27 protein-coding genes are annotated in these 25,961 nt (G+C 62.3%); 4 read left to right on the forward strand and 23 right to left on the reverse strand.

Annotated elements, in window-relative coordinates; all coding sequences use genetic code 11:
* Positions 1–290 precede the first annotated feature (290 nt).
* Positions 291–755, forward strand: a complete 465-nt coding sequence (locus AC0L3A_RS32865) for a metallophosphoesterase family protein (RefSeq protein ID WP_007596150.1) — start codon at positions 291–293, stop codon at positions 753–755.
* 20 nt (positions 756–775) lie between these two features.
* On the opposite strand, the gene AC0L3A_RS32870 is transcribed toward AC0L3A_RS32865, so the two are convergent.
* Positions 776–964: a hypothetical protein gene (locus AC0L3A_RS32870; RefSeq protein ID WP_007596149.1), complete on the reverse strand. Its 189-nt coding sequence runs from the start codon at positions 962–964 to the stop codon at positions 776–778.
* Entirely contained in the window at positions 942–1,295 is a 354-nt protein-coding gene (locus tag AC0L3A_RS32875) for a hypothetical protein (RefSeq protein WP_007596148.1), read from the reverse strand. The genes AC0L3A_RS32870 and AC0L3A_RS32875 overlap by 23 nt, the downstream gene beginning before the upstream one ends.
* A gap of 143 nt (positions 1,296–1,438) precedes the next feature.
* Between AC0L3A_RS32875 and AC0L3A_RS32880 the strand changes: the two genes are divergently transcribed.
* The gene (locus tag AC0L3A_RS32880; protein WP_007596147.1) at positions 1,439–1,699 is read left to right on the forward strand and encodes a hypothetical protein; all 261 of its coding nucleotides are present in this window, start codon (positions 1,439–1,441) and stop codon (positions 1,697–1,699) included.
* Positions 1,700–1,722: 23 nt separating this feature from the next.
* Here the strand turns inward: AC0L3A_RS32880 and AC0L3A_RS32885 are convergent, their stop codons facing one another.
* From AC0L3A_RS32885 to AC0L3A_RS32955, 15 genes are all read right to left on the reverse strand, one after another.
* Complete coding sequence (locus AC0L3A_RS32885; RefSeq protein WP_007596146.1) at positions 1,723–2,790, reverse strand: UDP-glucuronic acid decarboxylase family protein; 1,068 nt, start codon at positions 2,788–2,790, stop codon at positions 1,723–1,725.
* 11 nt (positions 2,791–2,801) lie between these two features.
* Positions 2,802–3,926: a CgeB family protein gene (locus tag AC0L3A_RS32890; RefSeq protein ID WP_007596145.1), complete on the reverse strand. Its 1,125-nt coding sequence runs from the start codon at positions 3,924–3,926 to the stop codon at positions 2,802–2,804.
* Positions 3,923–5,011, reverse strand: a complete 1,089-nt coding sequence (locus AC0L3A_RS32895; RefSeq protein ID WP_007596144.1) for a CgeB family protein — start codon at positions 5,009–5,011, stop codon at positions 3,923–3,925. Before AC0L3A_RS32895 ends, AC0L3A_RS32890 begins: the two co-directional genes overlap by 4 nt.
* Complete coding sequence (locus AC0L3A_RS32900; protein ID WP_007596143.1) at positions 5,008–6,138, reverse strand: CgeB family protein; 1,131 nt, start codon at positions 6,136–6,138, stop codon at positions 5,008–5,010. Before AC0L3A_RS32900 ends, AC0L3A_RS32895 begins: the two co-directional genes overlap by 4 nt.
* Positions 6,135–7,238: a glycosyltransferase family 4 protein gene (locus AC0L3A_RS32905; protein ID WP_007596142.1), complete on the reverse strand. Its 1,104-nt coding sequence runs from the start codon at positions 7,236–7,238 to the stop codon at positions 6,135–6,137. Before AC0L3A_RS32905 ends, AC0L3A_RS32900 begins: the two co-directional genes overlap by 4 nt.
* Positions 7,235–8,521 carry a TIGR04295 family B12-binding domain-containing radical SAM protein gene (locus AC0L3A_RS32910; RefSeq protein ID WP_007596141.1) on the reverse strand — a complete coding sequence of 429 codons (1,287 nt, stop codon included), beginning with the start codon at positions 8,519–8,521 and terminating at the stop codon, positions 7,235–7,237. Before AC0L3A_RS32910 ends, AC0L3A_RS32905 begins: the two co-directional genes overlap by 4 nt.
* Positions 8,518–9,582 (reverse strand): GDP-mannose 4,6-dehydratase, encoded by a 1,065-nt coding sequence (locus AC0L3A_RS32915; protein WP_007596140.1) that lies wholly within the window; start codon positions 9,580–9,582, stop codon positions 8,518–8,520. The genes AC0L3A_RS32910 and AC0L3A_RS32915 overlap by 4 nt, the downstream gene beginning before the upstream one ends.
* Positions 9,582–10,694, reverse strand: coding sequence for an NAD-dependent epimerase/dehydratase family protein (locus AC0L3A_RS32920; RefSeq protein ID WP_007596139.1), 1,113 nt, complete (start codon positions 10,692–10,694; stop codon positions 9,582–9,584). Before AC0L3A_RS32920 ends, AC0L3A_RS32915 begins: the two co-directional genes overlap by 1 nt.
* Positions 10,695–10,903: 209 nt before the next feature.
* Complete coding sequence (locus AC0L3A_RS32925) at positions 10,904–12,109, reverse strand: phosphopentomutase (RefSeq protein WP_007596138.1); 1,206 nt, start codon at positions 12,107–12,109, stop codon at positions 10,904–10,906.
* Entirely contained in the window at positions 12,097–13,050 is a 954-nt protein-coding gene (locus tag AC0L3A_RS32930; protein WP_007596137.1) for a glycoside hydrolase 5 family protein, read from the reverse strand. The genes AC0L3A_RS32925 and AC0L3A_RS32930 overlap by 13 nt, the downstream gene beginning before the upstream one ends.
* Positions 13,047–13,814, reverse strand: a complete 768-nt coding sequence (locus tag AC0L3A_RS32935; protein WP_007596136.1) for a TIGR04290 family methyltransferase — start codon at positions 13,812–13,814, stop codon at positions 13,047–13,049. The genes AC0L3A_RS32930 and AC0L3A_RS32935 overlap by 4 nt, the downstream gene beginning before the upstream one ends.
* Positions 13,811–14,620, reverse strand: coding sequence for a nucleotidyltransferase family protein (locus AC0L3A_RS32940; protein ID WP_007596135.1), 810 nt, complete (start codon positions 14,618–14,620; stop codon positions 13,811–13,813). Before AC0L3A_RS32940 ends, AC0L3A_RS32935 begins: the two co-directional genes overlap by 4 nt.
* A gap of 2 nt (positions 14,621–14,622) precedes the next feature.
* On the reverse strand, positions 14,623–15,726 hold the full coding sequence (locus AC0L3A_RS32945) for a CgeB family protein (protein WP_354127185.1): 1,104 nt from the start codon (positions 15,724–15,726) through the stop codon (positions 14,623–14,625).
* On the reverse strand, positions 15,723–16,322 hold the full coding sequence (locus AC0L3A_RS32950) for a histidine phosphatase family protein (RefSeq protein WP_473255903.1): 600 nt from the start codon (positions 16,320–16,322) through the stop codon (positions 15,723–15,725). The genes AC0L3A_RS32945 and AC0L3A_RS32950 overlap by 4 nt, the downstream gene beginning before the upstream one ends.
* Positions 16,322–17,422, reverse strand: coding sequence for an inositol-3-phosphate synthase (locus tag AC0L3A_RS32955; RefSeq protein WP_473255904.1), 1,101 nt, complete (start codon positions 17,420–17,422; stop codon positions 16,322–16,324). The genes AC0L3A_RS32950 and AC0L3A_RS32955 overlap by 1 nt, the downstream gene beginning before the upstream one ends.
* 375 nt (positions 17,423–17,797) lie before the next feature.
* On the opposite strand from AC0L3A_RS32955, the gene AC0L3A_RS32960 reads away from it, so the two are divergent.
* Both AC0L3A_RS32960 and AC0L3A_RS32965 read left to right on the forward strand, forming a co-directional pair.
* On the forward strand, positions 17,798–18,085 hold the full coding sequence (locus tag AC0L3A_RS32960; RefSeq protein WP_007596131.1) for a hypothetical protein: 288 nt from the start codon (positions 17,798–17,800) through the stop codon (positions 18,083–18,085).
* Between the two features lie 38 nt (positions 18,086–18,123).
* Positions 18,124–19,152, forward strand: a complete 1,029-nt coding sequence (locus tag AC0L3A_RS32965; protein ID WP_473255905.1) for a hypothetical protein — start codon at positions 18,124–18,126, stop codon at positions 19,150–19,152.
* Here AC0L3A_RS32965 and AC0L3A_RS32970 read toward each other — a convergent pair.
* The 6 genes from AC0L3A_RS32970 to AC0L3A_RS32995 form a co-directional block, all read right to left on the reverse strand.
* The gene (locus tag AC0L3A_RS32970; RefSeq protein ID WP_473255906.1) at positions 19,127–19,909 is read right to left on the reverse strand and encodes a Crp/Fnr family transcriptional regulator; all 783 of its coding nucleotides are present in this window, start codon (positions 19,907–19,909) and stop codon (positions 19,127–19,129) included. The two genes, AC0L3A_RS32965 and AC0L3A_RS32970, sit on opposite strands and share 26 nt — an antisense overlap.
* Positions 19,910–20,301: 392 nt before the next feature.
* A complete protein-coding gene (locus AC0L3A_RS32975) occupies positions 20,302–21,015 on the reverse strand; it encodes a class II aldolase/adducin family protein (protein ID WP_219681627.1) in 714 nt (237 codons plus the stop codon).
* Positions 21,012–22,430: a carbohydrate kinase gene (locus AC0L3A_RS32980; RefSeq protein ID WP_473255907.1), complete on the reverse strand. Its 1,419-nt coding sequence runs from the start codon at positions 22,428–22,430 to the stop codon at positions 21,012–21,014. Before AC0L3A_RS32980 ends, AC0L3A_RS32975 begins: the two co-directional genes overlap by 4 nt.
* Before the next feature lie 6 nt (positions 22,431–22,436).
* Positions 22,437–23,444 (reverse strand): ABC transporter permease, encoded by a 1,008-nt coding sequence (locus AC0L3A_RS32985; protein ID WP_007596126.1) that lies wholly within the window; start codon positions 23,442–23,444, stop codon positions 22,437–22,439.
* Positions 23,441–24,445, reverse strand: a complete 1,005-nt coding sequence (locus AC0L3A_RS32990) for an ABC transporter permease (protein WP_007596125.1) — start codon at positions 24,443–24,445, stop codon at positions 23,441–23,443. Before AC0L3A_RS32990 ends, AC0L3A_RS32985 begins: the two co-directional genes overlap by 4 nt.
* Positions 24,438–25,922, reverse strand: coding sequence for a sugar ABC transporter ATP-binding protein (locus AC0L3A_RS32995; protein WP_473255908.1), 1,485 nt, complete (start codon positions 25,920–25,922; stop codon positions 24,438–24,440). The genes AC0L3A_RS32990 and AC0L3A_RS32995 overlap by 8 nt, the downstream gene beginning before the upstream one ends.
* Positions 25,923–25,961: the final 39 nt, after the last annotated feature.

Here is a 25,961-nt window from a genome sequence, read left to right on the forward strand (position 1 = left end):
ACCTCCCGCAGAACAAAAGCGGAAAGTGTAACCCATGTGTCCGGTACGAACTGTCACCTATGTCTCGGGTCGCTCACGATTTTGCATCCCTAATTACTATCTCCTGCGATTTTGTACTCCTGACCCGTAGCGGTCGGAGCCCCGCTTGCGGGACTGCGTTGTCCGAGAAAAAGCCTCGCGGAGCGTCCCGAACTCAGGAATCGTCATTTTTCCATCCCGGTCACGAACCAGGAGGGTGAGGAGATCGGGAAAGTGCCAATGGATGTCCTGCACTGAAATCCCGGCCTGACATGTTGACGAGAATCGGAGTGATCTCGGATACGCACGGCCTTCTCCGGCCGGAGGCCGAGCGCTGTCTTGCGGGAGTGTCGCATATCCTCCACGCCGGTGATATCGGCGCGCCGGAGGTTCTGGAGCGGCTTTGCCGAATAGCACCCGTCACCGCCATCAGGGGAAACGTCGACGTCGGCAGCTGGGCGAGGCGCTATCCCGAAACCGAAACGGTGCACCTCGGCGCTCGTTGCTTCTATCTTCTGCACGATCTCAAGACGCTGGCCATCGACCCTGCGGCAACCGGTGTGAACGTGGTGATAGCAGGACATTCGCATCGGGTGCAGGTCAACACGATCAACGGAGTGCTTTTCCTGAATCCCGGGAGCGCCGGTCCGAGGCGCTTCAAGCTGCCGATCACGCTGGCAACGCTCGATCTGGATGAGGGCGACCTGCGGCCCACCATCCATGAGCTCGACGCGTGAACGAGGTACGTGCGTCGCAGCTAGTGGGTATTCGATTTTTGCCACCGCTCCAGATCAATCGGGGGACGCTTTGGGTCGATCTGCTCCTTCTCGGGATTCCCCTGCCAAGGCTGGTCCGTCTGCCGGTGGGTTGGCAAATCGGTCTGCTGTCGCGGATCGTCGACCGGGGTTTCTCTCGGATCGTTTTCAGGTTCTTTTGCTTTCGGCATAAGCTGTCCTCTCTACAATCCGTCGATGCGGCGGCACGCGATCAGCGTACTGGCGCGGCACGGAAGTACCGATCATCATCTCGAAATTCGGGCGATCCATCGCGGGGTCATGCGCTGATGAGAGGATGGAGCGGAGCTGTTCGCGCTGCTGATCGTTGAGGCAGCCGGCTCCTGTGGAGGGGCGGCCCAGATAGTCCGTTGCCCCGAACATCTGCGGGACGGCGAACCAGACGATGAAACCCACAAACAGGACCGCGGCCACTCCCGATCCCGCCATCATCAGCTTCCGGGTGCCGTCCTTCTCCGTTTCACGCGATAGATCCTTGACCATGAACAAAAAGCCGTCGGTAGGAACTGCGGGGTCAACACGGGCAGGAATCGTTCGTTCCTACGGGCATGTATCGGCCGCCGAGGCTGCCTGCGCTATCATATGGGCTTGCAGGACCGAAACCCTCTCATCCGCGTTTTGCTGTCATGACGCACATCATCTTTAGCGACTACCGCAATCCTGCTGCCGAACAGGCCTATGAGATCGCATGGGACTTTCTCGCCCGTAGTGGAGCGATCCACGATGAATTCGATGCGTGCGTATTTCTAGCCCAACGCATCACCATGATGGTCCAGGAAGGCCAGGAAAATCGGATCCGGATGGCGAACCGCGCGATCTCCGAATACCAGTACCATCTCGAGAACCTCTGCAAGTCGGTCCGCGGCGCGGCTGCTTCACGGGCTTGAGGGCTCGCGAGGAGTTCCGCTGATCACTGCCGATCGGCGATCGTCAGCTTGCCGCGTGCCCCGGTACGTCCGCTCCTGCGCGGTGCAATGGCCGGAACGAGTGCCGGCGCTTCCCCGGCCATGCGCATGGCGAAATAGGCGATCGTCGCCTTGAGACCGTCTTTGAGCGCCACGCGCGGGCGCCATCCCAGCGCTCGAACGGCTGTGTCGATCACCGGTTTGCGGCGCTTTGGATCGTCCTTGGGCAACTCCTCGAACCGGAGCGGGGAAATTGATTCCGTGTACGCCAGCACGTCGCGCGCAATGGCCTCGATGGTGACCTCGTGGGGATTTCCCAGATTGCACGGACCGGTAATCGAAGACGAACTCTCCATGAGCAGCTGGAGGCCGTGCACGAGATCGTCGACGAAGCAGAAGCTCCTGGTCTGCGTACCACCTCCATAGATCGTGATCGGCTCTCCGCGAAGTGCCTGCACGATGAAGTTGGAGACCACGCGTCCGTCATTCTCCAGCATCCGGGGTCCGTACGTGTTGAAGATGCGCGCGACCTTGATTTCGACCCCGTACATGCGATGGTAATCGAACATCAGCGTTTCCGCGGCCCGCTTGCCCTCGTCGTAGCAGGCCCGGGGCCCGATCGGATTGACGTTGCCGAGATAGGTTTCCGGCTGGGGATGGACCTCCGGATCGCCGTAGACCTCGCTGGTTGATGCCTGCAGCACCCGCGCGCCTTTCCGCTGCGCGAGCTCCAGCATGTTGATGGTGCCGAGCACGCACGTCTTCATCGTGCCGACCGGATCCTTCTGATAGTGACGGGGCGACGCCGGGCAGGCGAGGCTGTAGATCCGGTCGATGTCGCCGTCGATCTCGACGGGATCGCGCACGTCATGTTCGATGAAGCGAAAATTCGGATGATTGAGCAGCGGCCGGATGTTGTCGATCCTTCCCGTAAACAGGTTGTCGAGACAGATCACGGTGTGGCCGCGCTGCAGAAGCGAGTCGCAGAGGTGGGATCCGATGAAGCCGGCGCCGCCGGCCACCAGAACGGTGGGGGAGCGGCGGGACGCGTTGATGCGGGTCTGAAGTGTCATGGTGGTGCCTTTCAGATTTGAGCGACCTGCATGGGACGCGAGGCGGGAAGTTGCGGGGCTTTCCGACGGCGACGGACCGATGCCTCGGCGTAGTAGGTCTCCACTTGCCGGGCGCGATGGTCGGAGGTGTGGTCGGCCAGAACGCGCCGCCGTGCGTTTTCCGCGATCGTGCGCCTCCGCTCCTCGGGCATGTCGCGCAGGATCTCCACGACGTCGCGGGGGCTCGATGCGAGCAGGATTTCCCGGAAAGGCTCGAAGACGGTCTCGATTCCAGGCCACCGGTCCGAGATGACGGGCGTGCCGCACGCGGCCGCTTCGAACAGCCGAACGCTGGGCGAGAAGCCGAGCGCGCGCATGTCGGCGCGGGTGGCGTTTAGCGTAAAGCGTTGCTCTGCGTAAAAGCCCGGATGATGTCTCGGCGTGAGGTGCTCGATCCGGGCGACATTGGCGGGCCAGACCACCTCATCGGGATATTGCGCGCCGGCGACGACGAATTGCTCGCGTGACAGAGTGCGAGCGGGGGCGAGCAGCAACTGCTCCAGAACCGGTTGCCGGTCCTCGCTATAGGTTCCGAGATAGCCTAATGCCCACTTCTTCTCCACGCGTTGTGGCGCGTAGATGTCGGTGTCGGCACTGCAATACAGCACCCGCGCCAGCGGACTGCCATAGTTCTCCTCAATCATGCCGGGCACCGGGCCGCCGGCAAAGGACAAATAAAGGTCGAAGCGCGGGATCATCGCCGCGGAAAGATAGTCCAGGCCCTGCTCGAGCTTGGCAAGCGTGACCGGCGTGTCGATGTCGTAGAAGGCGGTAATCCCCCGGGCGTGGGTCGTGATCCATTCGGAGATCGCGATGCCGTCGGGCACGTAGGAGCCAATGACCACCAGATCGGCATCGCGGATTATCTTGCCGAAACGCTGCGGGATGTCCTTCAAGGATTGATAAAGCTCGACGGTCCAAGCGGAAGGCTTGGCAAGATCACGATGCTCGCGATACCAGGGGACGTCGCGTTCGAGAAACGTGACGTGGTGACCTCGTCGTGCCAGGGCTTCGATCAGGGCGCGGTAGGTCGTGGCATGACCGTTGCCCCAGGACGAAGTAACCGAAAGACCGACGACGACGATGGTGAGGTTCATTCTGCTGCCTCGATTCGCGAACTGCTTGCGGCAAAGAGATCGTTGAACTGGCGCGCGCGCTGCCGGTAGGTGTGATGGCTCAGAATGCGCGCACGAGCGCGCGCTGCGATCGCCTGAGCCCGGTCGAGGCGCAGTGCGGCAAGATGCTCTGCGACCTCGGTCCCGCTCGCGGCCACCAGCACCTCGCGATCTGGTTCGAGAAAATGATCGATGCCGTCCCACTGGTCGGTGATCAGGCAGGCTCCGGCACCGATGGCTTCGAACACGCGCGTTGGCGGCGAGAAGCCGTAGCGGGCCATGCTATCGCGATTGACGTTCAGCGTAGCCAGAGCGGAGCCGAAAAACGCGTTGTGGTCGCCGGTCCCGACATGCCCGACCTTGTGCAGATTGGCTGGCGTGTCTTTCGAGTCCCACCCCGATCCACCGAGCACGAATGTCTTGTCCGGCAATCGGCAGGCGACATCGATAAAGAACCGCTCGACGCGCTGCTCGCGATCAGGGAGGCGGTTTGCCAGCAAGCTCAGATCGCAGGTGAAGTGCGCATTGGGCGGCGCCGGAAAGTGCGTGGCGGGGTCGAGCGCATTGTAGATCGGCACGCAGTCTCGCGCGCCGATGCCGCGATAAGCGGATACGACAGCATCGCCGCCGCCATAGGTCAAAACCATGTCGTAGGACCGGATCGCATGGCGCAGATGATGGTCTGGATTGTCCGCCACCGATTCCAGCGTCGCGGGGGCATCGACGTCCCAGTAGATGCGCATCGCATTCGACGGAATTTCAGCGACCGCGTTCTCCAGCTCCCGATCGAAGACGCCGACGCCGCTGGCCTTGACCAGCATGTCGGCCGAGCGGGCCGCTTCCTCAAGCGAGCTTCGCCAGCCGTCGGGCGTCGCGGCGTAGACCACCACCTTCGCCCAGTCCGGATCGTCGATGTCGCGATGGGCCTGGCGCTCGAAGGCATCGGGCTCGAAGAATGTGACGTCGTGGCCGAGGGCCACAATCTCCTTCAGCATGCCGCGGTAATAGGTGGCAGCACCGTTCCAGTAGGATGAGACGAGGCTGGACCCGAAGAAGCAGATCTTCATGCGGAGGCTCCGATGTATCGCAGGGGCTTTTTGGAGTGGCCTGTGACCCGGAGGTCCTGCACGATGCCGACAAGCTGCTCCGCCCGGTGACGGCAGGTGTGACGTTCCTTGATTGTCCGGAGTCCGGTCTCCACGGTGGAGGACCATAACTCCCGGTCATCGAGCAGCGCACGAAGCGCCCGCTTCATTTCGGTGCCGTCGGAGGCGCCGAGATAGGCACCTTCCGGGAACAGGCCTTCCGCATCCGACCAGGGGGCCGAGACCAGTGGAATGCCGCAGGCCATCGCCTCGAAGACGCGAATGGTTGGAATGCCCGGAAGCAAGCGGACATAGGGGCCGCGGGGAACGTGGACAGTCGCGCGTGCGCCGGCGAAAGCGATGGGAGCCCAGTGTGCGGGCAGCCAGCCGCCATACCGAATGCCTGCCGCCTGAATGGTGTCGAGCGCCCCGTCCGAATAGCGGACGCCATAGACCCCCGCGCGCAGCTTCAGCTCGGCCACGGGTTCGACCAGAAATTCGTTGAGCTCGGTGCTGCGTTCGCCGTCGCCCCAATTTCCGATCCAGACGACATCGTCGGTGCGCTCGACATGCGGCAGCGGATGGTACAGGGCGATGTCGGCCGCCTCGTGCCAGGTGAAGGCCCGGTCCGCCCAGCCGAGCTTCAGATAGATTTGACGAAGGACCTCGCCGAAGGCGAGCACACCGTCGAAGCCGTCGAGGTCGAACTGCGCAAGTTCGTCCGGTGCGCTAACGGCGCGATGATGGGTGTCGTGGAACAGCAGCGTGAACGGAGCGCCGTGAGCCCGTCTCGATCCGATGTCTGCGATTAGATCAGGCGAATTCCATTCGTGGACGACGACGAGATCGGCGCCGTGCAAGGCTTCATCGAGATTAAGGGAGGCATCGTAGCGGCGGAGGCCGATGCCGGGAAATAGCGTTGGAATATCCTCCATCGTTTGACTGCCACCCTCGCGGATCGCATTCAATCGGCTCCAGCCGTCGATCGGCTCGAACACGACGACCTCATGGCCGAGCGCGTGAAGTTCGCGGGCATAACCACGCAGGAAATGGGCATTGCCGTTGTTCCAGCAGGAGGTGAACGCGTGGTAGAACAGAACGCATTTCATGCGCGTACCTCCATGGGGGCGGGCGCGTGATGGACGGCAAGCAGCTCCTGGTAGAGGCTGAGATAGGCGCTCGTGGTCCGGGTCAGCGAGTAGGTCAGGGAATGCTCAAAGGCGGCACGTTGCAGCCGCACCCGCTCGCGATCGTCGGTGCACAGACCTGCGAGTGCTCGATGCAGCGCCTTGCTGTCGGTGGGATCGACGAACAGCGCGGCCTCGCTCCACAATTCCCTGAAAGTGGGAATGTCGGACAGGATGAGAGCGCATCCCGCCGCAGCGGCTTCCAGAACGGAGAGGCCGAACGGCTCATAGAGCGCAGGGCTGGCGAAGATGGCGGCGTGCTGCAAGTACGCGCGCATGGCTTCGTGAGACAACTGCCCGAGCCAGGTGACGGAAGCCGAAGGGCACTCGTCCGCCGGCCCGGCGACCTGAACGGGCCAGTCCAGCCCAGGCGCTGCAGCCGCCAGGACTTCGATGTTCTTGGCGCGGTCCCAGAGCCGGCCCGCCGCAAAGATCATGTCTTGCTTCCGTCCCGCGGGATCCTGAGGGGAAATTCCATTCCAGATCACGTTGCCGCGCGAGCGAGGCCGATAGATTTCCGCAACGTCATCGTGGAAGGACTGGCTGGGACAAACCCAGGCTTGTGCCGTGTCGAGTGCGGCCGTCACCCGTTCGGTGTAGCGGCGCCACTTCGGTTCGCCGAGCCAGCCCGTATCGCGGCAGGCGAGCCCCCAGGAGTTGACGCAGGAATGCGCGACGACCACCACAGGAGCGCGCCAGGCGAAGGTCGCCTCGCGAAAACTGTTGAGGTGAACGACGTCGGGCCCGATTCCGACTTCGAGCTTCGCAAGGACGTGTCTGGCCTGGGACAGATCTTGTCCTTCCGGGTCCTGCCATTCGAGTGCAAGGTCCGTTTCGATCAGGCGGACCCGCGAGCCACGCAGCATTGCAAGCTGGCCGGCCTGCGCGCGGGGGCCCATCGTCACCAGGGTGACGTCGGCGCCCTTCGCAGCAAGGGACGAAGCAAGAGAGGACGAGTAGGTCCAGACGCCCCCGACGGTATCGGTCGTCATCAGGATCCTGAGCTGCGAGCTGCGGCTCATGATGCCACCTGCAGTTCGAGAGTCTCGAGCGGGACCGGGCGATCGTTCTGCACGTCGCTGAACTGGTCGAACATCGCAAGATAATGCCGGTGTGCGCGCTCCCAGGCGAAATCGTCGGGCTCGCCCCACAGCTTCCGATAATCCGGCGAGCCCGGATAGGGATACAGCGGGACCGGATCGTTGGCCCAGATGCCGGCATCCTGCATGGTGCGGCGCCAGCGCTGCACGATGGGGTCATCGTCCTCGGGGACTTCGATCAAATTGGCCTGCACGAAAGGAACGTGACGGCGCGCTTCGACCAGGCGTTCGGCCAGCTGGTCGGTCGTCATCTTGCAGTTCTTGGCGAGCGCGGCGCGGCCCTCGACGGTCAGGCTCTCGATGCCGGCTTCAATCGAGACGCAGCCGGCGCGGCCGAGCAGCGCCAGCATATCCGGCCTCCAGAGGTCGATGCGGGTCTGTACCCCGAACTTCAGCCCGCGTGTCGTCAGCCCTTCCAGCAGTTCCGCGTTCGGTAGGAAAATCTCGTCGATGAAATAGACATACTCGATGCCCTGATGACGCAGGCCGTCGATCTCTTCGAGAACAATGGAGGGAGGCCGCTTGCGGTAGGCGTTGCGGAAGTTCTCCTTGGCGCAGAACGTGCAGTTGTACGGACATCCCCTGGATGATTCGACTTCGGCGCCTGGCGCCTGCGGCTCGGCTTCGAAGCGATGATGGTGATGATGGTGCCGCCGGATCATCTCCTCCGGCCAGTCAAGCGGCGGCTGATCCTTGAACGCGACCGCCTGCGGCCCCTCATTGACGCGTAGCGATGCGCCATCGGCGAAGCACAGGCCCGGAAAGTCCCGCTCGCCATTGGCGAGACGCAGCAAGGACGCCTCGCACTCGCCCATCACGACGATGTCGGTGCCGAGCTTTCGAAGCGCGGTCCTTGGCACAGTCGAGCCATGCGGGCCCACCGCGATGAGGATCGGAGCCAAATCGCGCACCGCCATCGCGAGCTCCTGCGGAACGCGGAGCTCGGGAGGGGCACAGCGCCAGAACAGATAGGTCGGTGCCGTCGTGATGACGATCTGGTCGGGGCCGAACGCGCGCAGCTCGGCTTCGATATCGGCGAGGGAAAGATCGAACATGTGGGCGTCGAGCAGCAGCGTCTTGTGCCCGGCCGCCTTCAGGTAATGCTCGGAGATCCCGAGTTCGAGCGGAAGGTGAGGGGATCGGCAGCCGAAATAGATGCTGCCGCCAAAATCCCAGTTTGGATTGATGAGGGCAACACGCGTCATGCCAGCGCCTCGCGGTTGCCTTGTGACGATCCGAACCGGCCGTCCAGCCAGGTGTGAAGGGATCGGAGGCCGTCTGCGAACGAAACCTGAGGCGCCCAGCCGAGCGCGCTGGAGAGCGCGCGCGTGTCGGTGACGTACCAGGGCTGATCCCCCGGCCTCCAATCAGCAAAGCGATAGGCCACCTTGCGGCCGGTCAGATCGGTGATGCGGTCGATCAATTCCAGCAGACTGATTGCGTTGGCCGGACCGCCGCCGAGATTGAAGACGCTTCCACGGGCGAGCGCGATGCCATCGAGCACGGCGAGCCAGGCCGAGGCCGCGTCGGAGACGTGAAGCGCATCGCGGACCTGATGGCCGTCGCCATAGATCGTCAGCTCCTTGCTGCGGATGGCGCTCAGCAGGAAATGCGCGATCCAGCCCTGATCCTCGGTGCCGAATTGACGGGGCCCATAGATGCAGCTCATCCGCATCACCACGGTCTGGAGGCCGTAGACCCGCGCATAGTCGTGAACGTATTGATCCGCCGTTCCCTTGGAGCATCCATAGGGGCTGTAGAAGTCGAGCGGCGCATTTTCCGAGATGCCGGCGGCCAGCAGGCCGCTTGTCGGCGTGTAGCGGCGACCGGTGAGCGCGATGTCGCCATCGTCGATCAGGCGTCCGTAGACCTTGTTGGTTGAGGCGAACACGATCGGCGCGGCGTTGTTGTGGAGGCGCACGGCTTCGAGCACGTTCAATGTGCCCCGCGCGTTGATCTCGAAATCGGCGGCCGGATCGCTCACGCTGTCGGTGACGGCGACCTGGGCGGCCAAGTGCAGCACGGCGCGGGCTTCGCGTACGGCGTCGATCACCGGGATCGGCTCGCGAATATCGGCCACGGTGATTGTGACCCGGTCGCCATGCCGAGACTTCAGCCACTGCGCATTCTCCCGCACGCCGGCGCGGGCGAGGTTGTCCAGGATCAGCACCGGCTCGCCACGCTCCGCGAGGCGATCGGCGAGGTTGCAGCCGATAAACCCGCAGCCGCCGGTGATCAGGACGGGTCTGTTGTCTCGTTCACTCATCACGCGACCAATCCTCGTTGCTGCAGCTCCTTGGTGGCTCGCTCGGCCTGATCGTCAGCGATCTGGTCGGCGAGATATTCCGCCAGCTCTTCGAGCCCGGCCCTGAATACGACGCGAGGCTCGAAGCCGAGCACGTCGCGGGATTTTCCCATGTCGGCGAAGCAGTGCCGGATATCTCCGGCGCGATATTTCCGCGTCAGCTCGGGCGCAATGTCGCGGCGCCCCATGACTTCGGCCAGATCCTCCGCGACCGACAGAATGGTGCGACTCTGGCCGGAGCCGACGTTGAAGACGTCCTGCGCGTGCTCCGCCTCCAGCGCCAACCGGCAGGCGCGGGCAACGTCATGGACATGGACGAAATCGCGGCGCTGCCGGCCGTCCTCGAAGACGAGGGGAGGGCGGCCGTTGAGCAGCCGGGCGGCAAAGATGGCCAGCACGCCGGTATACGGATTGGACAGGGCCTGACGCGGCCCGAACGCATTGAAGAAGCGTAGCGCCACGGTCGGGATGCCATAAGCCTTGCCCGTGATCAGGCACATGCGCTCCTGCGCATATTTGTTGAGCGCATAGATCGAGCTCAGCGAAGGCTGCTTTGTCTCCGGCGTAGGGACAGGATCGAGCGGGTTACCGGCTGCATCGCGCAGCTCCCAATCGCCGCGGCGAAGCTGCTCGACCGCCCGCTCCTCGCAGGCGACCACGCTCTGATCGGCGCTCCGGTAAAGGCCCTCGCCGTAGATGCTCATGGACGAGGCCACCACGAGCCGCGCGACCGGGCGCTTGGACAGTGTCTGCAACAGCACGGCGGTACCGAGCTCGTTGGTTCTGACGTAGGGTTCGATGTCGTACATGCTCTGGCCGACGCCGACTGCTGATGCGAGATGCAGGACCATGTCGGTGCCGCGCAACGCATGATCGACCGCGAGAGCGTCGGTGACGTCACCGACGACGAGCTCCGCGTCTTTGGCAAGATACGCGGGACGCTGGCGGTTGCCTCCGTGGACCTGCGGCGAGAGGTTGTCGAGCAGGCGGACTTCATAGCCGGCCGCCAGCAGCGCGTCGGCTGCATGCGATCCGATGAATCCCGCACCTCCAGTGATCAATACTCGCGTCATTCACCGCTCCGTGCCGCCGTGAGATCGATCCTGCGGGATCAATCCGTGATGAGAATGAAAGCGCGCTGCTGTTCTGGTCGGGCGACCGGCGCGCCAGTCACATTTGGAATAAGAAGCGATGCAAGGAATGTTCGTTCCTGCGAAACCTACAAACGAATATTTCTCTAACCTGGATCAATAACCCAGGTGAATCTGTCCGGTGCAGCGGGCTAAAAATACACGCCGTGAACCGGCGTCGGTAGCTCAAGATGCCTCGCGACCGTCGCGCCGATGTCCGCAAATCCGTCGCGCTTGCCGATCGGAGAAGTTGACCGCGTGCTCCACGCCAAAATCGGCACTTGTTCCCGCGTATGATCGGTACCGCTCCAGGTTGGGTCGCAACCATGATCGGCCGTGATGATCAGGAGATCATCGTCGCGCAGGCGGTTCAGCAGATCCGGAACGCGAGCATCGAAGGTTTCGAGTGCCGCTGCATAGCCCCCGACATCTCGGCGATGGCCATACAGCGTGTCGAAATCGATAAAGTTTGCGAACAACATCCCGCCCTCTGCGAGAGAGGCGAGCCCATCGAGCGTGGCATCGAACAGCGCTTGGTTGCCGTCGCCGCGCAGGTTCCTCCCGGTGCCGCGATGGGCGAAGATGTCGTCGATCTTGCCGATCGTGACGATGTCACGGCCTGCGCTTTCGGCAAGATCGAGGATCGTCCGCTCCGGCGGCGGAACGGAAAAGTCCTTCCTGTGCGCTGTTCGCTTGAAATCACCTGCCGACGCGCCGATGAAGGGACGTGCGATGACGCGCCCGATGTTGAGGGGATCGATCAGTCGGCGCGCAATACGGCAGATCTCATAGAGGCGTTCGAGTCCGAACGTCTCCTCGTGCGCTGCGACCTGAAACACGCTGTCGGCCGACGTATAGCAGATCGGTTCGCCCGTTCTGATGTGACGCTCGCCGAATTCGGCGATGATCTCGGTGCCGGAGGCATGACAGTTCCCGAGGATGCCGGGCAATCGAGCCTGTTCGCACAGGCGCTCCACCAGGTCGCGCGGAAAGCACGGCTTGGTTCTTGGAAAGTAGCCCCAGTCGAACGGCACCGGCACGCCGGCGATCTCCCAATGGCCGGATGGCGTGTCCTTGCCTTTGGAGATCTCGCTCGCGCAGCCAAATCGCGCATGCTCAGGACGGCCATCGAGCCCCGGCGGCACGCGCCCGGTGGCGAGACGGCAAGCCTGGCCAAGGCCGAGCGCGACCAGATTGGGAAGCCGAAGCGGCCCCTCCCGGCGTGGTCCGTCGGCATTGCCGGCCATGCACATGTCAGCAATGTGGCCGACGGTATCGGCACCCTCGTCGCCGTAATTGATGGCATCGGGCGCGGCGCCGATGCCGACGGAGTCCATCACCAGGATCAGGGCACGCATGTCGGCTCCGAGATGGCCGCGCGCGAAGACGCTGCGGACGGCGCGAGCCCGGTTTTCGCGCAATAGCGTTCGACCATCTGTGCGCAGAAATCCGCGAACTCGTTGACGTCGAGCGGCGGGCTGGTGTGATGAGGCTCGATACCCCGATGTTCCGGGGTGAAGCAGAAGGTCACCGTGACCTGAAACTCGGCCAGCGCGTCCATCTGCCGATCGAACCAGGCGAGCGCATTGGGACGGAAGCTGTCAGCCCAGGACAGGCCGGTCCTGAGATGCTGCACGCCGAGTCGGCGCATCCAGCGCACGGCGTCATCGAGGCGGTGGTCCTCGAAGTGAAACCACTGGCACAGGCCCATCGCAGGTGCATATTGGCCGAACAAGTCCGCGGCAGCTTTCGGCGTGCCGTCCTCGCGCAGCAGCCCCATGTGGAAATGCCGGTAGTAGGAGGAGCCTTCAGCTTCCTTGTGCCGCGTGGTCGCCTCCCAGCTCGAAGGCAGATCGTACAGGCTGTACCAGTGAATCCGCGGCGCCCGGCCAGTCAATAGCTCAGCGGTCCGCGTCAGTCCCCAGGCCTGCACCTCCTCGGCACCGAAGGACGAGACTCCCACCTCCGTCACCCAGACCGGTAGCGAGGTGACCGCCTTGATCTCCTCGATCTTGGCGGGCCATTCCGCGATCTGCCACAGGTTCCAGTCCAGCGGAAAGCCGTGCACGGCCACGGCATCGACATGATCGAGCACGCCGCGCGCCTGCATGTTGCGCATGAAGGACGGATCGATCGGCGACATGCCGCCAAGCACACGCGGGAGTGTGGGATGCGCGCTGCGGATCGCCTTTCCGGCAGCCAGCGCCAGGCTGGCGAACATGGTCCAATCCGGATCGATCAGGATGTCCCAGTGCGATTTGTTGTTGGGCTCGTTCCAGATCTTGGCGGCTTCGATCATCGGCCGGTCTCCCGCGACGGATAAACCGGACCTTCCGCCTGCGGCCTTGTCACCCGCTTGCAGAGATAGACTTCCTCTTCCGGATGCGCCGCGATCGCAAAGCCGGCGCTGCGCAGCATGGCTTCGGCGCAGGCGCGGTTCGGCACCCACCAATTGGTGGGGTCGTCGGCATATTTGTTCTCGATGAAGTGCAGCTTTGGATAGCCCGGGGAATCGAACTGATCGGTGGTCCAGAAGTCGTAGTTCTTGTCGAGGGAATCCACGCGGCTGTCGCCGCGCTGCATCGACTGGAACAGCAGGAGATCGCCGGCCACGTGCTCGTGGATCAGGTCGAGCGCCAGCAGAGGGTGCCGCAGGTGGTAGAGGACGCCCATGAAGATCACGAGATCGAATTTTTCGCGCAGCTGTCCGACATCATAGGCTGACATCTTGCGGAATTCGATCCTGAGCCCGTTCACCTCAGCCGCGAAGCGGGCTTGCGCGAGATATTCGTCGTCGGTGTCCAGGCCGAGGACGCGCTCGGCGCCGCGCCGCTTCATCTCCATAGCGTAGAAACCGGCATTGCAGCCGATGTCGAGCACGGTCTTGCCTTCGAGGCGGTCCGGAATGATCCCGGAAAAGCGGCGCCATTTCACGTTGGGATAGTCGCCGAGAAAGTGTGAAGGCGCTGTCGGCACGCCGTTGAGGTCCAGATTGTGAAACCATGGCCCGAGCGCATCGACGCGCTGGCGGATTTCCTCGCGGGAGAGGGCGCCACTGCTCATGCGGTCACTCCATTGTTCATTGCGGGGGCCGGGCGGGCTGCCTCCGGCGAACCGCCGGCCAGTAGTCGAGAGCGTCCGTTCCCGGGAGAGCTTTCCGCGAGCAACGCCATTGCTGTCCGGTAGCCGTCGATGGTGCCGACGTCGACATAGGATTCGCCAGCCTTGACGCCGAGACCCTGGCCGCCGGCCGCGATGTAGGCATTGACGAGCGTCCCGAAATATTCATCCCGGCGCTCGCGCTTTGTCCACAACGACTGGAGTTCGCGAAATCCGTTGCCGGACATCTTGAAGGCACCCCATATCCATTTCGACGCCGCATCCGGCTGCTTGACCTGGATTTCCGTGACGCGATCGCCGTCGAGCACGACAGCATCGAAGAACTCGGGGTGTTCAACCGGAAACAGCAGAAACGACAGGTCAGCGGCCGGCAATGCCTGCAGGGCCGCCTTTGGGAACCAGACGGTATCCGGAAGTCCGACCAGGATGTCTTCGTCGTGGCCAACCACCGTGCCCGCCCTGAACACGGCATCGCACAGCCCCGACGCATCGGGCTGCACGACATAGGCGAGCTGGGCGCTGCCGTAATGATCGCCGAAATATTCGAGGATGTCCGATTTTCCGGGGGAGATCACGAAGCAGATCTTGTCGGCGCCCCCAAGGATCAGCCGCTCCAGCAGATATTCGGAGACCGCGCACGGACGGTCGATGCCGTCGTCCCGTTGGCTTCCGACCGGAAGCAACTCCTTGGAGAAGGCAAGCGGCTGGATGCGGCTGCCGCGGCCCGCGGCCGGAACGATGCCCCACATGATCAGGCCTCCTCGGGTTGCTGTCGGCGCGCGCCAAGGGATGCCGTCTGCTCGAACAGCCAAATCAGTTCGGCTGCGCGCTTGTCGGATGTGTGCTGATCCATGGTCCGTTCATATGCGCGCCCGGCGATGTGCTGAAGCTCGGCGTCGGTCATCGTCAACGCGGCGAGCGTGTCCTTCGCATCGCGTGCGATCAGGATCTCCTGCCCGGGTACAAAGAATTCATCGAGTCCCGGCCAGTCGTCGCTGAGCAGCGGGGTCTTGCAGGCAGCGGCTTCGAACAGGCGGCCGGAGGGGCACCAGCCCATCTCCGCCATGGCCTGGCGCGTGACGTTGAGTGTCAGCCGGGACGACGCAAAGAACGACGCGTGCTCAGACGGCGGCAAGTGCTGCACGAAGTAAATGTTTGGCGACCAGGGAAAATCTTCCGGGTATTGTGCACCCCCGATCAGGAAGCGCCGATCCTGCCTGCTACGTGCGGGTTCGACGAAGAGAGCCTCGAGAGCGCGCTGGCGATCCTGCGAATATGTGCCGAGATAAGACAGATCCGCACGGTAATGCGGCTGCGACGGCACCGGCCGATGAATGTCCGTATCGACATGGCCGTAGAGCGGACGGACATTGCCAGCGCCAAGCCTGTCGCGAAATTCGTTGCAGATGCGTGGACCGCCGGTGAAGCTCAGGACCAGGGCGAAATCCCGCAGGCCGCACGGCCCGATGTAGGGAACGGTCTCGCCAGCCATCAGCTTCGCCAGCGTGACCGGCGTATCGAGATCGTAGAACACGGGCACCGCCCGACCCTCGGACAGGACGAGCTCCGTCGCGGTGATCGCGTCGGGACAATAGGAGGTCACGATCGCGACATCGGCATCACGAATGTCGCTGCGCGCCAAAGGAAGCACATCGTCCCAGTTCGGGAACAGTCGCAATTGGCCGCCGGGCAGTTCGTGCAAATCCCGCGCGCCGGCGTAGTAGGGCACGTCGCGCTCGAAAAAGACGACGCTGTGGCCGGCTCGCGCGAGATGCTTGCAAAGCCCTCGCCACAAGGTGGCGTGACCGTTGCCCCAGGACGAGGAAATTGTCAGGCCGAAAATGACGATCTTCACGCTGGCACCCGTTGATTGATCCCGGTGATCTTGAGTCCGCGATTGTCCACGCTGAGGGTGCTGACGCTGCCGGGGTCGATCTCGATCGAGAGGAAGTCGTCGATCTGTTTCCGGGAATAGTGCAGCAGCGCCGCGCGGATCGGTTCGGCATGGCTGACGGCGACGACGACGGTGCCGCTGCCATGATCATTGCGCACCTGTTCCAGATGGGCGACGACGCGCTTCTGGAGCGACCGCATGCTTTCGCCGCCTGGCGGGCGGTTCGTTCCGCGTTGTTCGTTCCAGCGCGACCATCGAGGGTCCCCGGCGAGCGCCTCGAATGACAGTCCGGTCCATTCGCCGTAGTCGAGCTCGTCGAGTGCCGGCACGATCTCGACTGGCAAGCCGAAGCGCGCCGCCAGGATGCAGGCCGACTGCATGCAGCGCCGCTGCGGGCTCGACTGGACCATGCTCGGCGGCGGCGTGAAGGTATCGGCGCATCGCGCGATTTCCTCGCAGCCGAGATCATCGAGCTCTACGCCCTTCATCCGGCCACAGAGCGTGCGGCCGAGCAGGGCATGATGCCCATGGCGGATCAGATGAATGATCTCCGCCATCAGGCGTATGCCTTGTCGGCGATGAAAGCGCGCGTTCGCCGTCCGGCCTCCTCGTCCGTGAACTGCTGAGGCGGCGACTTCATGAAATAGCTCGAGGGGCCCGTCAGCGCGCCGGCCTGCCCGCGGTCCATGGCGAGCTTGGCGCAGCGGACCGCGTCGATCACGACGCCCGCCGAGTTCGGGGAGTCCCAGACTTCGAGCTTGACCTCCGCGCTCAAGGGAACACCGCCGAACGTCGTGCCCTCCAGGCGGATGAAGGCCAGCTTGCGGTCGGTCAGCCACGGCACATGGTCGCTCGGGCCGACATGGATATTGTCGGCATCCATGGGCACGTCGAACTGGCTGGTCACGGCCTGGGTTTTGGAGATCTTCTTTGACGTCAGCCGCTCGCGCTCGAGCATGTTCTTGAAATCTGTGTTGCCGCCGACGTTGAGCTGGTAGGTTCTGTCCAGCCGCACGCCGCGTTCGCGGAAGAGATTGGCGAGCACACGGTGCAGAATGGTGGCGCCGACCTGGCTCTTGATGTCGTCGCCGACGATCGGCAGGCCTGCATCCTCGAATCGCCGCCGCCAGTCGGGATTCGAGGCAATGAAGACCGGGATGCAATTGACGTAGCCGCAGCCGGCCTCGATCGCGCGCGCGGCGTAAAATTCGCTCGCGCGCTGCGAACCGACGGGAAGATAGGACACAAGCACGTCCGTGCGCGACGTCGCGAGCACCTCGGAGACGTCGGCTTCCGGAACATCCGCAATCGGAACGTCGTCCTTGAGATATTGGCCGACGCCGTCCATGACAGGGCCACGTTGGACCATGACGCCGGTGGGCGCGACGTCGGAGAAGCGGTGCGTGTTGTTCGGCGCTGCGAAGATCGCCTCGGCCACGTCGCGTCCGACCTTGTCGGCATGGACGTCGAAGGCCGACGCGACCTGAATGTCGCTGATGTGGTAGCCGCCGAGATCGGCGTTCATCAGCCCAGGCACCGGCTCATTCGATTTGGCGTCCCGGTAATAGGAGAGCCCCTGAACGAAGGAGCTCGCGCAATTGCCGACACCGACGATGCCGACGCGCACGCGCCGCCTGTCCTGAAGACGAGAATGCATGGATCTAGGCCCTCCGGAAGACGTGCAGCGTTAACGCATGCAGTGTTGAAGACGTACTGTGTTAAAGACTTGCAGTGTTGAAGACTTGCAGTGTTGACGTAAGTACGTCGGCGAACGTGAGGAACGTATGTTCGTTCCTGAACTCACGGCACTACGTCAGATTCCGGCCAAAAAAATTTCGCGCCCTTAACCTGGGATAGAATCCCGAGCAGTTTGGCGGGAACTAAAAGCTTCCATGATGAAGATGAAGAAGATGATGCTCTGAGAGAGCCCGACACCACGAAAGAACAAATCCTTCCGTCCGGCGTTCACGGCGAACAGTCTGACGCGACGACCTATTCGTCGCTCGCTCTTTGTCAGCAGTCGAGGTGTGACATGTCAACCAAATCACAAACCAGCGAAGCCCAGCAGACCACCAGCCATGACGTGATCAGGAAATGGGCGGAGGAACGCGGCGGAAAGCCCGCGACGGTCAAGGCTACCGAGGAGGACGGACACGCCGGTATCCTGCGCATCGATTTCGATCCGCCCGATGAAGGTCTCGACCGGATCAGCTGGGACGAATTCTTCGCGAAGTTCGACGAGACCGGCATCGCGTTCCTTCACCAGGACCGCACCAAGGACGGCAAGATGAGCCGTTTTCACAAATTCGTGCGGCGTTGATCGGATCACCGCGAGTGTCGGTTAGTTGGACGGAAGCGATGCGGGCAGGCGACTTCGAACGCGCCTGGGCGATCAGCGACCGCGATCTGGCGATGCTTGCGTATCCACCCAAGCACACCGGGCCTCGGCACCTGCAGCGTATCTGGCGCGGCGAGGAGCTGACGGGCAAGGATGTGCTGGTCCGCTGCTACCACGGGCTCGGCGACACCATCCAGTTCCTGCGCTTCATGCGGCCGCTTCGTGACGTCGCGCGCCGGGTCACGGTCTGGTGCCAGGGCGAGCTTCTGCCGCTGGTCGAGCGAACGGTTGGCGTCGATCGGGCCTTTGCGCTCCATGATGGTACGCCTGAGGTCGACTTCGAAGTCGATGTCGAAATCATGGAGGTGCCGCATGCCATAAGGGCGGGGCGGGGGCACGTCGAGATGCGGGCACCTTACGTATCGCTGCCGCCGGCGGTCGCGCCAGCACTTGCGCAAGTGCGAGGTCTTGAACTTCGAGGTATCGAAATTCCAGGTCTTGAAGTTCCGGGTCTTGAAGTTCCAGGTCTTGAAGTTCCAGGTCTTGAAGTTCCAGGTCTTGGACTGCGGAGGCTTGCCGTCGGTCTGGTTTGGGAAGTCGGCAACTGGGACAAACGAAGGACCATCCCGCCGTCCCTGTTGGGGCAACTTGACGTTCCCGGCGTGACGCTCTGCTCGCTGCAACGCGGGGCCCGAGCGCGCGAACTGGCCGGGATCGGCGCGAGGGACGTCAGCACGCCTGACATTACGGTTCTCGGTCATCTCCTCCAGCGGCTCGATCTGCTCATTTGCGTCGATACCATGGTGGCCCATCTCGCGGGAGCACTCGGCTGTGATGCGTGGGTCTTGTTGCATGCGGATTGCGACTGGCGCTGGCCGTCATCCGAGTCCCACTCCCTTTGGTATCCGAGCCTGCGGCTGTTTCATCAGAGGACGCCAGATAATTGGGATGATGTCATTGGAGAAGCGCGGCAGGCCCTGATTGCACGCTCCGCAATCCGTCAAGGTGTCGTCCGAAACGGGCTCAAGCGAGCGCAAGGTCCGCCGTAAGTGGCCTGAGACGCGAGGACGACGCATCGTCGCGGCTGGACGGAATCCCCAGATAAGTCGGATCGAATCTTGCGAGCCGCACGAGTCCCGGCCAGTCCGTGATCGTTACCGTCTTACCCTGCCATTGCAGGAGGTTGCATCGTCGCAGTTCCTGAATTGTGCGGTTGGCGTGCACTGGGGAAATGCTGCACGCTGCCGCAAGGTCCGATTGGGTAAAGGGTGATGGCAACCTGAGATCTCTCGCCAAGCCGACGCTTTGCAGGCGGGTAGTGATCTCGCACAGCAGATGCGCCACTCGCGTCAATGCATCACGACTACCCAGGTTCACCGTCCAGTTGCGCTGAATGGCGTGGCTGGTGAGCAGCATCAGCAGCAATGCGCGAGACATCGCAGGCGAACGCGCGGACAAATCGTGAAAGAAGCGGTGTGGCACGAGAGCGACGATGGCAGGCCCGAGCGCGATCAGGTTGCCGTCAACGCGAGGACGATAAAGCGTGTGTAGATCGGCGATGTCACCGGGAACATGGATTGACGTGATCTGCCCGTCCGTACTCTCTGCATCCTGCCAGGACAGATATCCCTGAAGCAGCAGGCAGCACTGGGTGGTATCATCGCCATGCCGCAAAACGGCCTGACGCGAACTGAGATGCGCGATTGTGCTTGCCATGTCCGCGAGCAGGTGGAGATCGTCAGCCGTTACGGGAGTGAGGCTCGCCAACCGGTCGGCGAGCTTGGAGAACGCAAATCCTGCCTGCATTGGTCGCCTAATAACTCAGAACCCGTCCCCAATCTGATCGATGAGAACGACAGAGCGCATTAAACTTTGATAGTTTCACTCCATGCAGGTGATTGTTTGTCTGCCCCGCACGCGCGAAAAAGGCGACGCGCCATCGGCGCCCGGGATCAGGTCTGCGTCGATGACGAGGTTCTTCTCCCGGTGAGGGCGGCGTATCCTGCCGCAATTGCGCGGAGCCGATCGACAAGCTAAGTCGTTGAACTGTTGAGCGGTGAAGCGGGCAAGCCTGATTGTTCGCGCACGTCTTCTGCCCAAGGGCTGTGACGGTCAAACCCGCACATCCGGCCTCGGCCTTCGTTCTGCGTGGGCCGGTGCCGAGCGAACTTGGTGGCAGCTGTCCGCGAAATCCACCATCAATGTGCCGTCCGTTTCGACTCAGGGAGGGCGCGCGGAACATCGCCGACATCGTCAAGATCAGGCGCCTGGCCGTATCCCATGCGTTTCATCTGCTCATGTACCTGCGCCATTTCAGCGTCGCTGAGGCGCGGCGGCTCGCCGATAGCCAACGCATGGACATACATCTTCGCCAGCGTCTCCACCTCCACGGCGAGCCAAAGCGCCTTTTCGAACGTTTGGGCCGTTACGATCAAGCCATGATGGCCAAGGAGGCAAGCGTTGCGATCTTCGAGGGCCTTGAGGGCGTAGTCCGATAGTGCCTGAGTGCCGAAACAAGCATATGGCGTACAGCGCACATCGTTGCCACCCGCAACTGCAACCATATAGTGGAAGCAGGGAATGCCACGCTCATGAACGGCGAGAATCGTGCTGAAGGTGGAATGCGTATGCAGCACGACGTTGACGTCTTCGCGTGCTCGCAGAATATCGCGATGAAAGCGCCATTCGGATGAAGGCCGATGGTTGCCCTGGTAGTTCGCGGCAAAATCCATCGCGACAATGTCGTCTGGCTGCATCCGATCATAGGGCAGACTGGTAGGCGTGATCAGCATGCCGTTTGGAATCCGGTGCGAAAGATTGCCGGATGTGCCCTGATTGAGGCCGTTTCGATTCATCTCCCTGCAGGTATCGACAATGCCTTGGCGGAGATCGGCATGATTATGGTCTGTCATGAAGACGGCTCCGAGAAAGCGATCCAGGACTGGTAGGCGGCGGAAAGGTCGCGCGGTTCGAACCCATCGTTGCTGAGTGATGTGACGGCTTCAAGGATCACGCTCGAAACCGGCAGCGTACGCGAGAACCGCCGCCACAGCAGCGCAGCGCCAAGCGCCGTTCCGTCCGGAGACCGACTCACCCAGACGCTCTGCGAGGATCGCAAAGTCGCAAGGCAACGGGCGAAGGGCAGGTTTGCGGCAAAGCCACCATCGATGACTATGCGTTGTGAGCTCTCGAGCGCATCAAGACAGCGGTTTGCGCTGAATGCTGCGTAGAGCACCGCTAATGCCTGCCATTCGGTAGGCGTTTCGGGGGGCGGTCCGATGACCCGTCCGCGGCGAGCCGCGCCCGGAAACAGTCCATCATCGCCGACGAATGAGGGGAGCGCCAGGGTTCCCCTCGACAGCAGGGTGGGCAATGCGGCAAGGACGGCTGCATCGGAAGCACAATTGTTCCCGCGGATCAGGTCGTATTCGCGGCCGGTCGCGATCAATGTCGAAGGTGCATTCTCGCCATCGACATCGATATTGAGAACCATCGCGCGCGTGCAATCGAGTTTGTCCAGGGGGAGGCCGCGCTGAAAGCCGATCATCCAGGTACCGGTCGATAGGATCGTGGCATCGGCCATGCCGGCGGCCTTGTAGCGGAACAGGTTGGCGTTGGAATCATGGACGCCACAGAGGATCTCGGTCGATTGCGCCAGGCCGGAGCGCCTGGCTACGGATTCCGAAACTGTCCCTAGCACCTCGCCGGCGGGTACGCATTCGGGCAGCAGATGTGTCCAGCCGCGCTTGCGCATAAGAGAAGAAGGCTGCTGGTGGATGAGGTCCCAGATATGGCTCTGAGCCGCGAGCTGTGAGATTTCACTGGCCGCACGTCCGCCAAGCCGCAAGGCAAAAAACTGCGCGGTGGTCAGATAGGTTTTTGCGCGGGCGAATTCGAGGGGATACGCGCTTTCCTGCCACAGCAGCTGTTTTCCTAGCCGCATCGCCCCTCCGATTCCGCAAAACACTTCATCGCAACCGGGCGCGATTCGCGCATATGCTTCATCGATTGCCGGTGGAGAGACGGCATCATAGTCCATCATCGGCAGCACTGGCGTATCACCGTCGACGAGAACCGCACCGCATCCATGCGCAGCCACGATCACAGCTCCAATGGCATGGCGTTGAGACACGACGGCAAGGGTATCGAGAAACCACTCTTCTAACCCGGCAAGGTCATAGGCGAGGTACGAGCCCTGAGTCATCGGCACATTTGGAAGCGCATGTGTTTCGAGCGGCCAGCCGTCCTCGCTCGCCACTAGCAGTTTGAGATTGGTCTTGCCAATGTCGAGAACTGCGATACGGGGCGAGGCGATCGAGCGCATCATCGCTGGCTACCGCGGCGCTTTGCCGGCGAAATGAGGAACCGCCGCGACGGCAATCAAGATTCCACCCCAGATCGCCAGCGTGAGGAATTGGCTGAGGTTCAGAAGGTTGAATGCCGATGAGATCACCTGAAGGATGATCAGCGCAAGCAATAGCCCGCCGACTTTGCCGAAGCCACCAAACGGATCGATGCCGCCGAGGACGGCCGCGAGAATGGTGACCAACAGATAGCTCTCGCCGTATGCTGCGTTGGCCGAATTGAAACGTGCCAACATGACCACCGCTGCCACGCCCGCGAGCAAGCTGGAAAACACATAGAGTTTGAGGAGGACGGCGCGTGTATCGACGCCGGAGTAGCGGGTCGCCTTCTCGTTCGAGCCGATCATGTAAACCTTTGCCCCGAACGGCGTCGCGTTCAGCATGAGCGCGACGGGCAAGGCGCAGAACACAAGTACGATCAAAGCAAAGGGTACCCCGAAAACCGTTCCATTGCCGATAAATACAATGGGCTCCGGAAATCCGGAGATGACGTTACCGCGCGACAGGCCGATCGCGATGCCCTTGCAGAGCGTCATCGTGCCGAGCGTGGCCAGGATCGGCGAAACGCCGAGATAGGCGATGACAAAACCGTTGAGGAGGCCGACCAATGCGGCCACTGCGAATCCTGCAGCGATCGCCAGCACCTGAATGCCGACCCAGGCAAGGCCCTGACTCCCCGGGATGTAGTGCGTCAGCAGGAAGGCGATGGTCAGTCCGGACAGATTGGCGGTCGCGATGATCGAAAGGTTGAGTCCGCCGGATAGCAAGGCCAGCATCATCGCAAGTGAGAGGATGCCGAGTTCGGGCATCTGGAAAGCCATGGATTGCAGCGTGTTGACCGAGAAGAACCGGTCGCCGATCGTGATCGCGAACGCCACCCAGAGCGCGAACAACAGCAGGGTGAGGGTGGTGACCGTGCCGCTGCCGGCGAGGCCGACCATACGCCGGCGAAGCGAGAGGGCGGGCGCATTGCTCATCGGCGCGCGCTCCGGGTTCGCCGCTCTCGCTGGGACCAGGCGGTCGCTGAGACCGAAATGAGAATAACCAAACCGACGAAGAACGGCGACCAGTAGGACGAAACGCCCAACAAAATGATTCCGTTTTGGAGCACCGCGAGCAGTGTCAGGCCCAAAAACGTGCCGAGGACTGTGCCGACGCCGCCCATCAAGCTGGCGCCGCCCAGCACGACGGCGGCGACCACATCGAGTTCCTTGCCTACCAGCACTGTCGGGGCAACGGATTGCGCGAGTTGTGCCTGGATCAGGGAGGCGATTCCGGCCATGACACCCATGTAGCAATAGACCAGTATGTTGAGACCGAAAATGTGGAAGCCGAGCCGCTGTGCAGCGTCGGCATTGCCTCCCATGGCATAGATTTGCCGGCCGATATTAGTTCGATTAAGCAGGAGCCAGGTGACGAGAAACGCCAGCGCGAGCGCAAGGATCTGCAGGTTGATGCCGTACGAGCTATCCTTGCCCCATTCGAATTCGAACCAGAATATTCCGGTCGCAAACCAGTCGGGCAACGAATAGATGTATTTGCCGCCGGTGAAGAAGATCAGAAGTCCATAGAAAATGTTCAGAGTTGCGACCGAAACGATGATCGATGGTATTCGAAGTTTCTGGATGAAGATCGCGTTGAGGGCACCCAGCGCACCGCCAATCCCAATCGCGATCGCAAAGACGCTGATCCAGTTCGCGCCGTAAGCATTGGCAAGCGAGAGTGTGACATATTGCGCCACGGACGCGGTGGCGGTGAACGAGATGTCGATACCCCCGGCGATCAGCACGACCAATAGTCCGAGCGCCAGGATGCCGACGAAGGCGTAGGAGGTCAGCAGATCAAACAGATTCTGCACGGTCAGGAATTGGGCATTCGCGAAGCCCAAGCTGGCGCAGAGCCCGAGGATTACCATCAGCAGCCAGAACTCATGGCTGCGACGAAACCTCCCAAATGATGCAATGCGCGATTCAGGCATTGACGGCCTGCCGAAGCGCATCTTCGGAAGTGGCTGCGGCAGCCACATCGGTTGTCAAACGTCCTTCCCGCATCACCAGCACGCGATGACTATGATAAAGGACCTCCGGGATTTCGTCTGATATCATCAGCACCGCAACGCCGTCGCGGGCCAGCCGCCGGATGATTTCATAGATTCCGTCCTTGGCGCTGATGTCGACGCCCACCGTAGGACTATCGAGGATAAGCACCCGCGGGCTGGTCGCCATCCATTTGGCGAGCACGACCCGCTGCTGATTGCCCCCGGAGAGGGTCTTCACCGCGTTGGCCGGGTTGGAGACCTTAATCCCGAGTTCGGCAACCCACCGAGCCACATGGCTCTGTCGCGCGCCTGCGGCAATCAGGCCGAATGCGCCAGCCAGACGTTCCAGCACCGTGAGCGTGACGTTCGCCGTGACGGACTGATTCAGGATGAGACCAAGCGTAAGCCTATCCTCGGATACATAGGCGATCCCTCGATCGATCGCCTCGGCATTTGTCCGGAGCGCGATCGGCTGCCCGTCAAGCGCGATGGTGCCGCGGTCGGGCGGCTTCATGCCGAACAGCGATAGCGCGAGTTCGGTTCGACCCGAGCCGAGCAGACCGGTGAGACCCACCACTTCCCCTGCGCGCAACTGCAAGCTTACATCCTCATACTCACCCTGGCGGCCAAGGCCCTTCACTTCCAGCACGACCGGGCCAGCGGCAAGCTCAGGCGCCTGTACCTGATACTCGAAGGACTTACCGGTCATCAGATGGCTGAGTTTCCCACCGTCGATTGTGTCTGCAGCAAAAGTACCGACTTTGGCGCCATCCCGCAGTACCGTTACGCGTTCGGCGATTTCAAGCACCTCGTCGAGACGGTGACTGACGAAAACGACGCAGATGCCAGCACGCTTCAGCTCCCTTACGAGCGCGATCAGGGCGTTCACCTCGTGGCGGGTCAACGATGCCGTCGGCTCATCCATAATCAGGAGTTTGGCATCCGCAGCCAAGGCGCGGCAGATCGCGATCAGCTGGCGTCCGGCAATGCTGAGCTCTGAGACTTTCGCGTCCGGGTCGAACTCGACGCCGATCCTTGCCATTGTGGTCTTCGCGGTGGCGCGCATTGAGGCCCAGTTCACCGAATGGAGGCCGCCAAGATGGTGCGCCATCGCGATATTCTCGGCGACGGTGAGGTTGGGGAATAGCGAAAGATCCTGGTAGATGACCTGAATGCCGCAATGCGTGGAGTAGACCGGGTTTAGTTTGGGATATTCCTTGCCGGAAATTGCGATGCGGCCGCCAGGCTCCGCTGCCTCGACGCCCGAAATGATCTTGATCAGTGTGGATTTTCCGGAGCCGTTTTCACCGACCAGGCAATGCACCTCGCCGACTTCCAGAGTGAAATCGACGCCGCGGAGCGCGTGCACGCCGCCGAAGCGCTTCGATATGTCGGACATCTCCAGGAAAGTCGCCAAAGGTTCGCCTGCAATGGACGTTCGATCGTGCGATCACTC

The sequence above is a fragment of the Bradyrhizobium sp. MI1.3 genome (assembly GCF_055811695.1).

Bases quoted from the DNA above. Each gene is read 5' to 3' on its own strand.
- AC0L3A_RS32885 (WP_007596146.1), bottom strand. From the start codon at position 2,790: ATGACACTTCAGACCCGCATCAACGCGTCCCGCCGCTCCCCCACCGTT.
- AC0L3A_RS32920 (WP_007596139.1), bottom strand. From the start codon at position 10,694: ATGACGCGAGTATTGATCACTGGAGGTGCGGGATTCATCGGATCGCAT.
- AC0L3A_RS32895 (WP_007596144.1), bottom strand. From the start codon at position 5,011: ATGAAGATCTGCTTCTTCGGGTCCAGCCTCGTCTCATCCTACTGGAAC.
- AC0L3A_RS32965 (WP_473255905.1), top strand. From the start codon at position 18,124: ATGCGGGCAGGCGACTTCGAACGCGCCTGGGCGATCAGCGACCGCGAT.
- AC0L3A_RS32930 (WP_007596137.1), bottom strand. From the start codon at position 13,050: ATGATCGAAGCCGCCAAGATCTGGAACGAGCCCAACAACAAATCGCAC.
- AC0L3A_RS32915 (WP_007596140.1), bottom strand. From the start codon at position 9,582: ATGAGTGAACGAGACAACAGACCCGTCCTGATCACCGGCGGCTGCGGG.
- AC0L3A_RS32910 (WP_007596141.1), bottom strand. From the start codon at position 8,521: ATGACGCGTGTTGCCCTCATCAATCCAAACTGGGATTTTGGCGGCAGC.
- AC0L3A_RS32890 (WP_007596145.1), bottom strand. From the start codon at position 3,926: ATGAACCTCACCATCGTCGTCGTCGGTCTTTCGGTTACTTCGTCCTGG.
- AC0L3A_RS32985 (WP_007596126.1), bottom strand. From the start codon at position 23,444: ATGAGCAATGCGCCCGCCCTCTCGCTTCGCCGGCGTATGGTCGGCCTC.
- AC0L3A_RS32880 (WP_007596147.1), top strand. From the start codon at position 1,439: ATGACGCACATCATCTTTAGCGACTACCGCAATCCTGCTGCCGAACAG.
- AC0L3A_RS32905 (WP_007596142.1), bottom strand. From the start codon at position 7,238: ATGAGCCGCAGCTCGCAGCTCAGGATCCTGATGACGACCGATACCGTC.
- AC0L3A_RS32925 (WP_007596138.1), bottom strand. From the start codon at position 12,109: ATGCGTGCCCTGATCCTGGTGATGGACTCCGTCGGCATCGGCGCCGCG.
- AC0L3A_RS32975 (WP_219681627.1), bottom strand. From the start codon at position 21,015: ATGACAGACCATAATCATGCCGATCTCCGCCAAGGCATTGTCGATACC.
- AC0L3A_RS32970 (WP_473255906.1), bottom strand. From the start codon at position 19,909: ATGCAGGCAGGATTTGCGTTCTCCAAGCTCGCCGACCGGTTGGCGAGC.
- AC0L3A_RS32980 (WP_473255907.1), bottom strand. From the start codon at position 22,430: ATGATGCGCTCGATCGCCTCGCCCCGTATCGCAGTTCTCGACATTGGC.
- AC0L3A_RS32990 (WP_007596125.1), bottom strand. From the start codon at position 24,445: ATGCCTGAATCGCGCATTGCATCATTTGGGAGGTTTCGTCGCAGCCAT.
- AC0L3A_RS32960 (WP_007596131.1), top strand. From the start codon at position 17,798: ATGTCAACCAAATCACAAACCAGCGAAGCCCAGCAGACCACCAGCCAT.
- AC0L3A_RS32870 (WP_007596149.1), bottom strand. From the start codon at position 964: ATGCCGAAAGCAAAAGAACCTGAAAACGATCCGAGAGAAACCCCGGTC.
- AC0L3A_RS32875 (WP_007596148.1), bottom strand. From the start codon at position 1,295: ATGGTCAAGGATCTATCGCGTGAAACGGAGAAGGACGGCACCCGGAAG.
- AC0L3A_RS32865 (WP_007596150.1), top strand. From the start codon at position 291: ATGTTGACGAGAATCGGAGTGATCTCGGATACGCACGGCCTTCTCCGG.
- AC0L3A_RS32950 (WP_473255903.1), bottom strand. From the start codon at position 16,322: ATGGCGGAGATCATTCATCTGATCCGCCATGGGCATCATGCCCTGCTC.
- AC0L3A_RS32900 (WP_007596143.1), bottom strand. From the start codon at position 6,138: ATGAAATGCGTTCTGTTCTACCACGCGTTCACCTCCTGCTGGAACAAC.
- AC0L3A_RS32935 (WP_007596136.1), bottom strand. From the start codon at position 13,814: ATGAGCAGTGGCGCCCTCTCCCGCGAGGAAATCCGCCAGCGCGTCGAT.
- AC0L3A_RS32940 (WP_007596135.1), bottom strand. From the start codon at position 14,620: ATGTGGGGCATCGTTCCGGCCGCGGGCCGCGGCAGCCGCATCCAGCCG.
- AC0L3A_RS32955 (WP_473255904.1), bottom strand. From the start codon at position 17,422: ATGCATTCTCGTCTTCAGGACAGGCGGCGCGTGCGCGTCGGCATCGTC.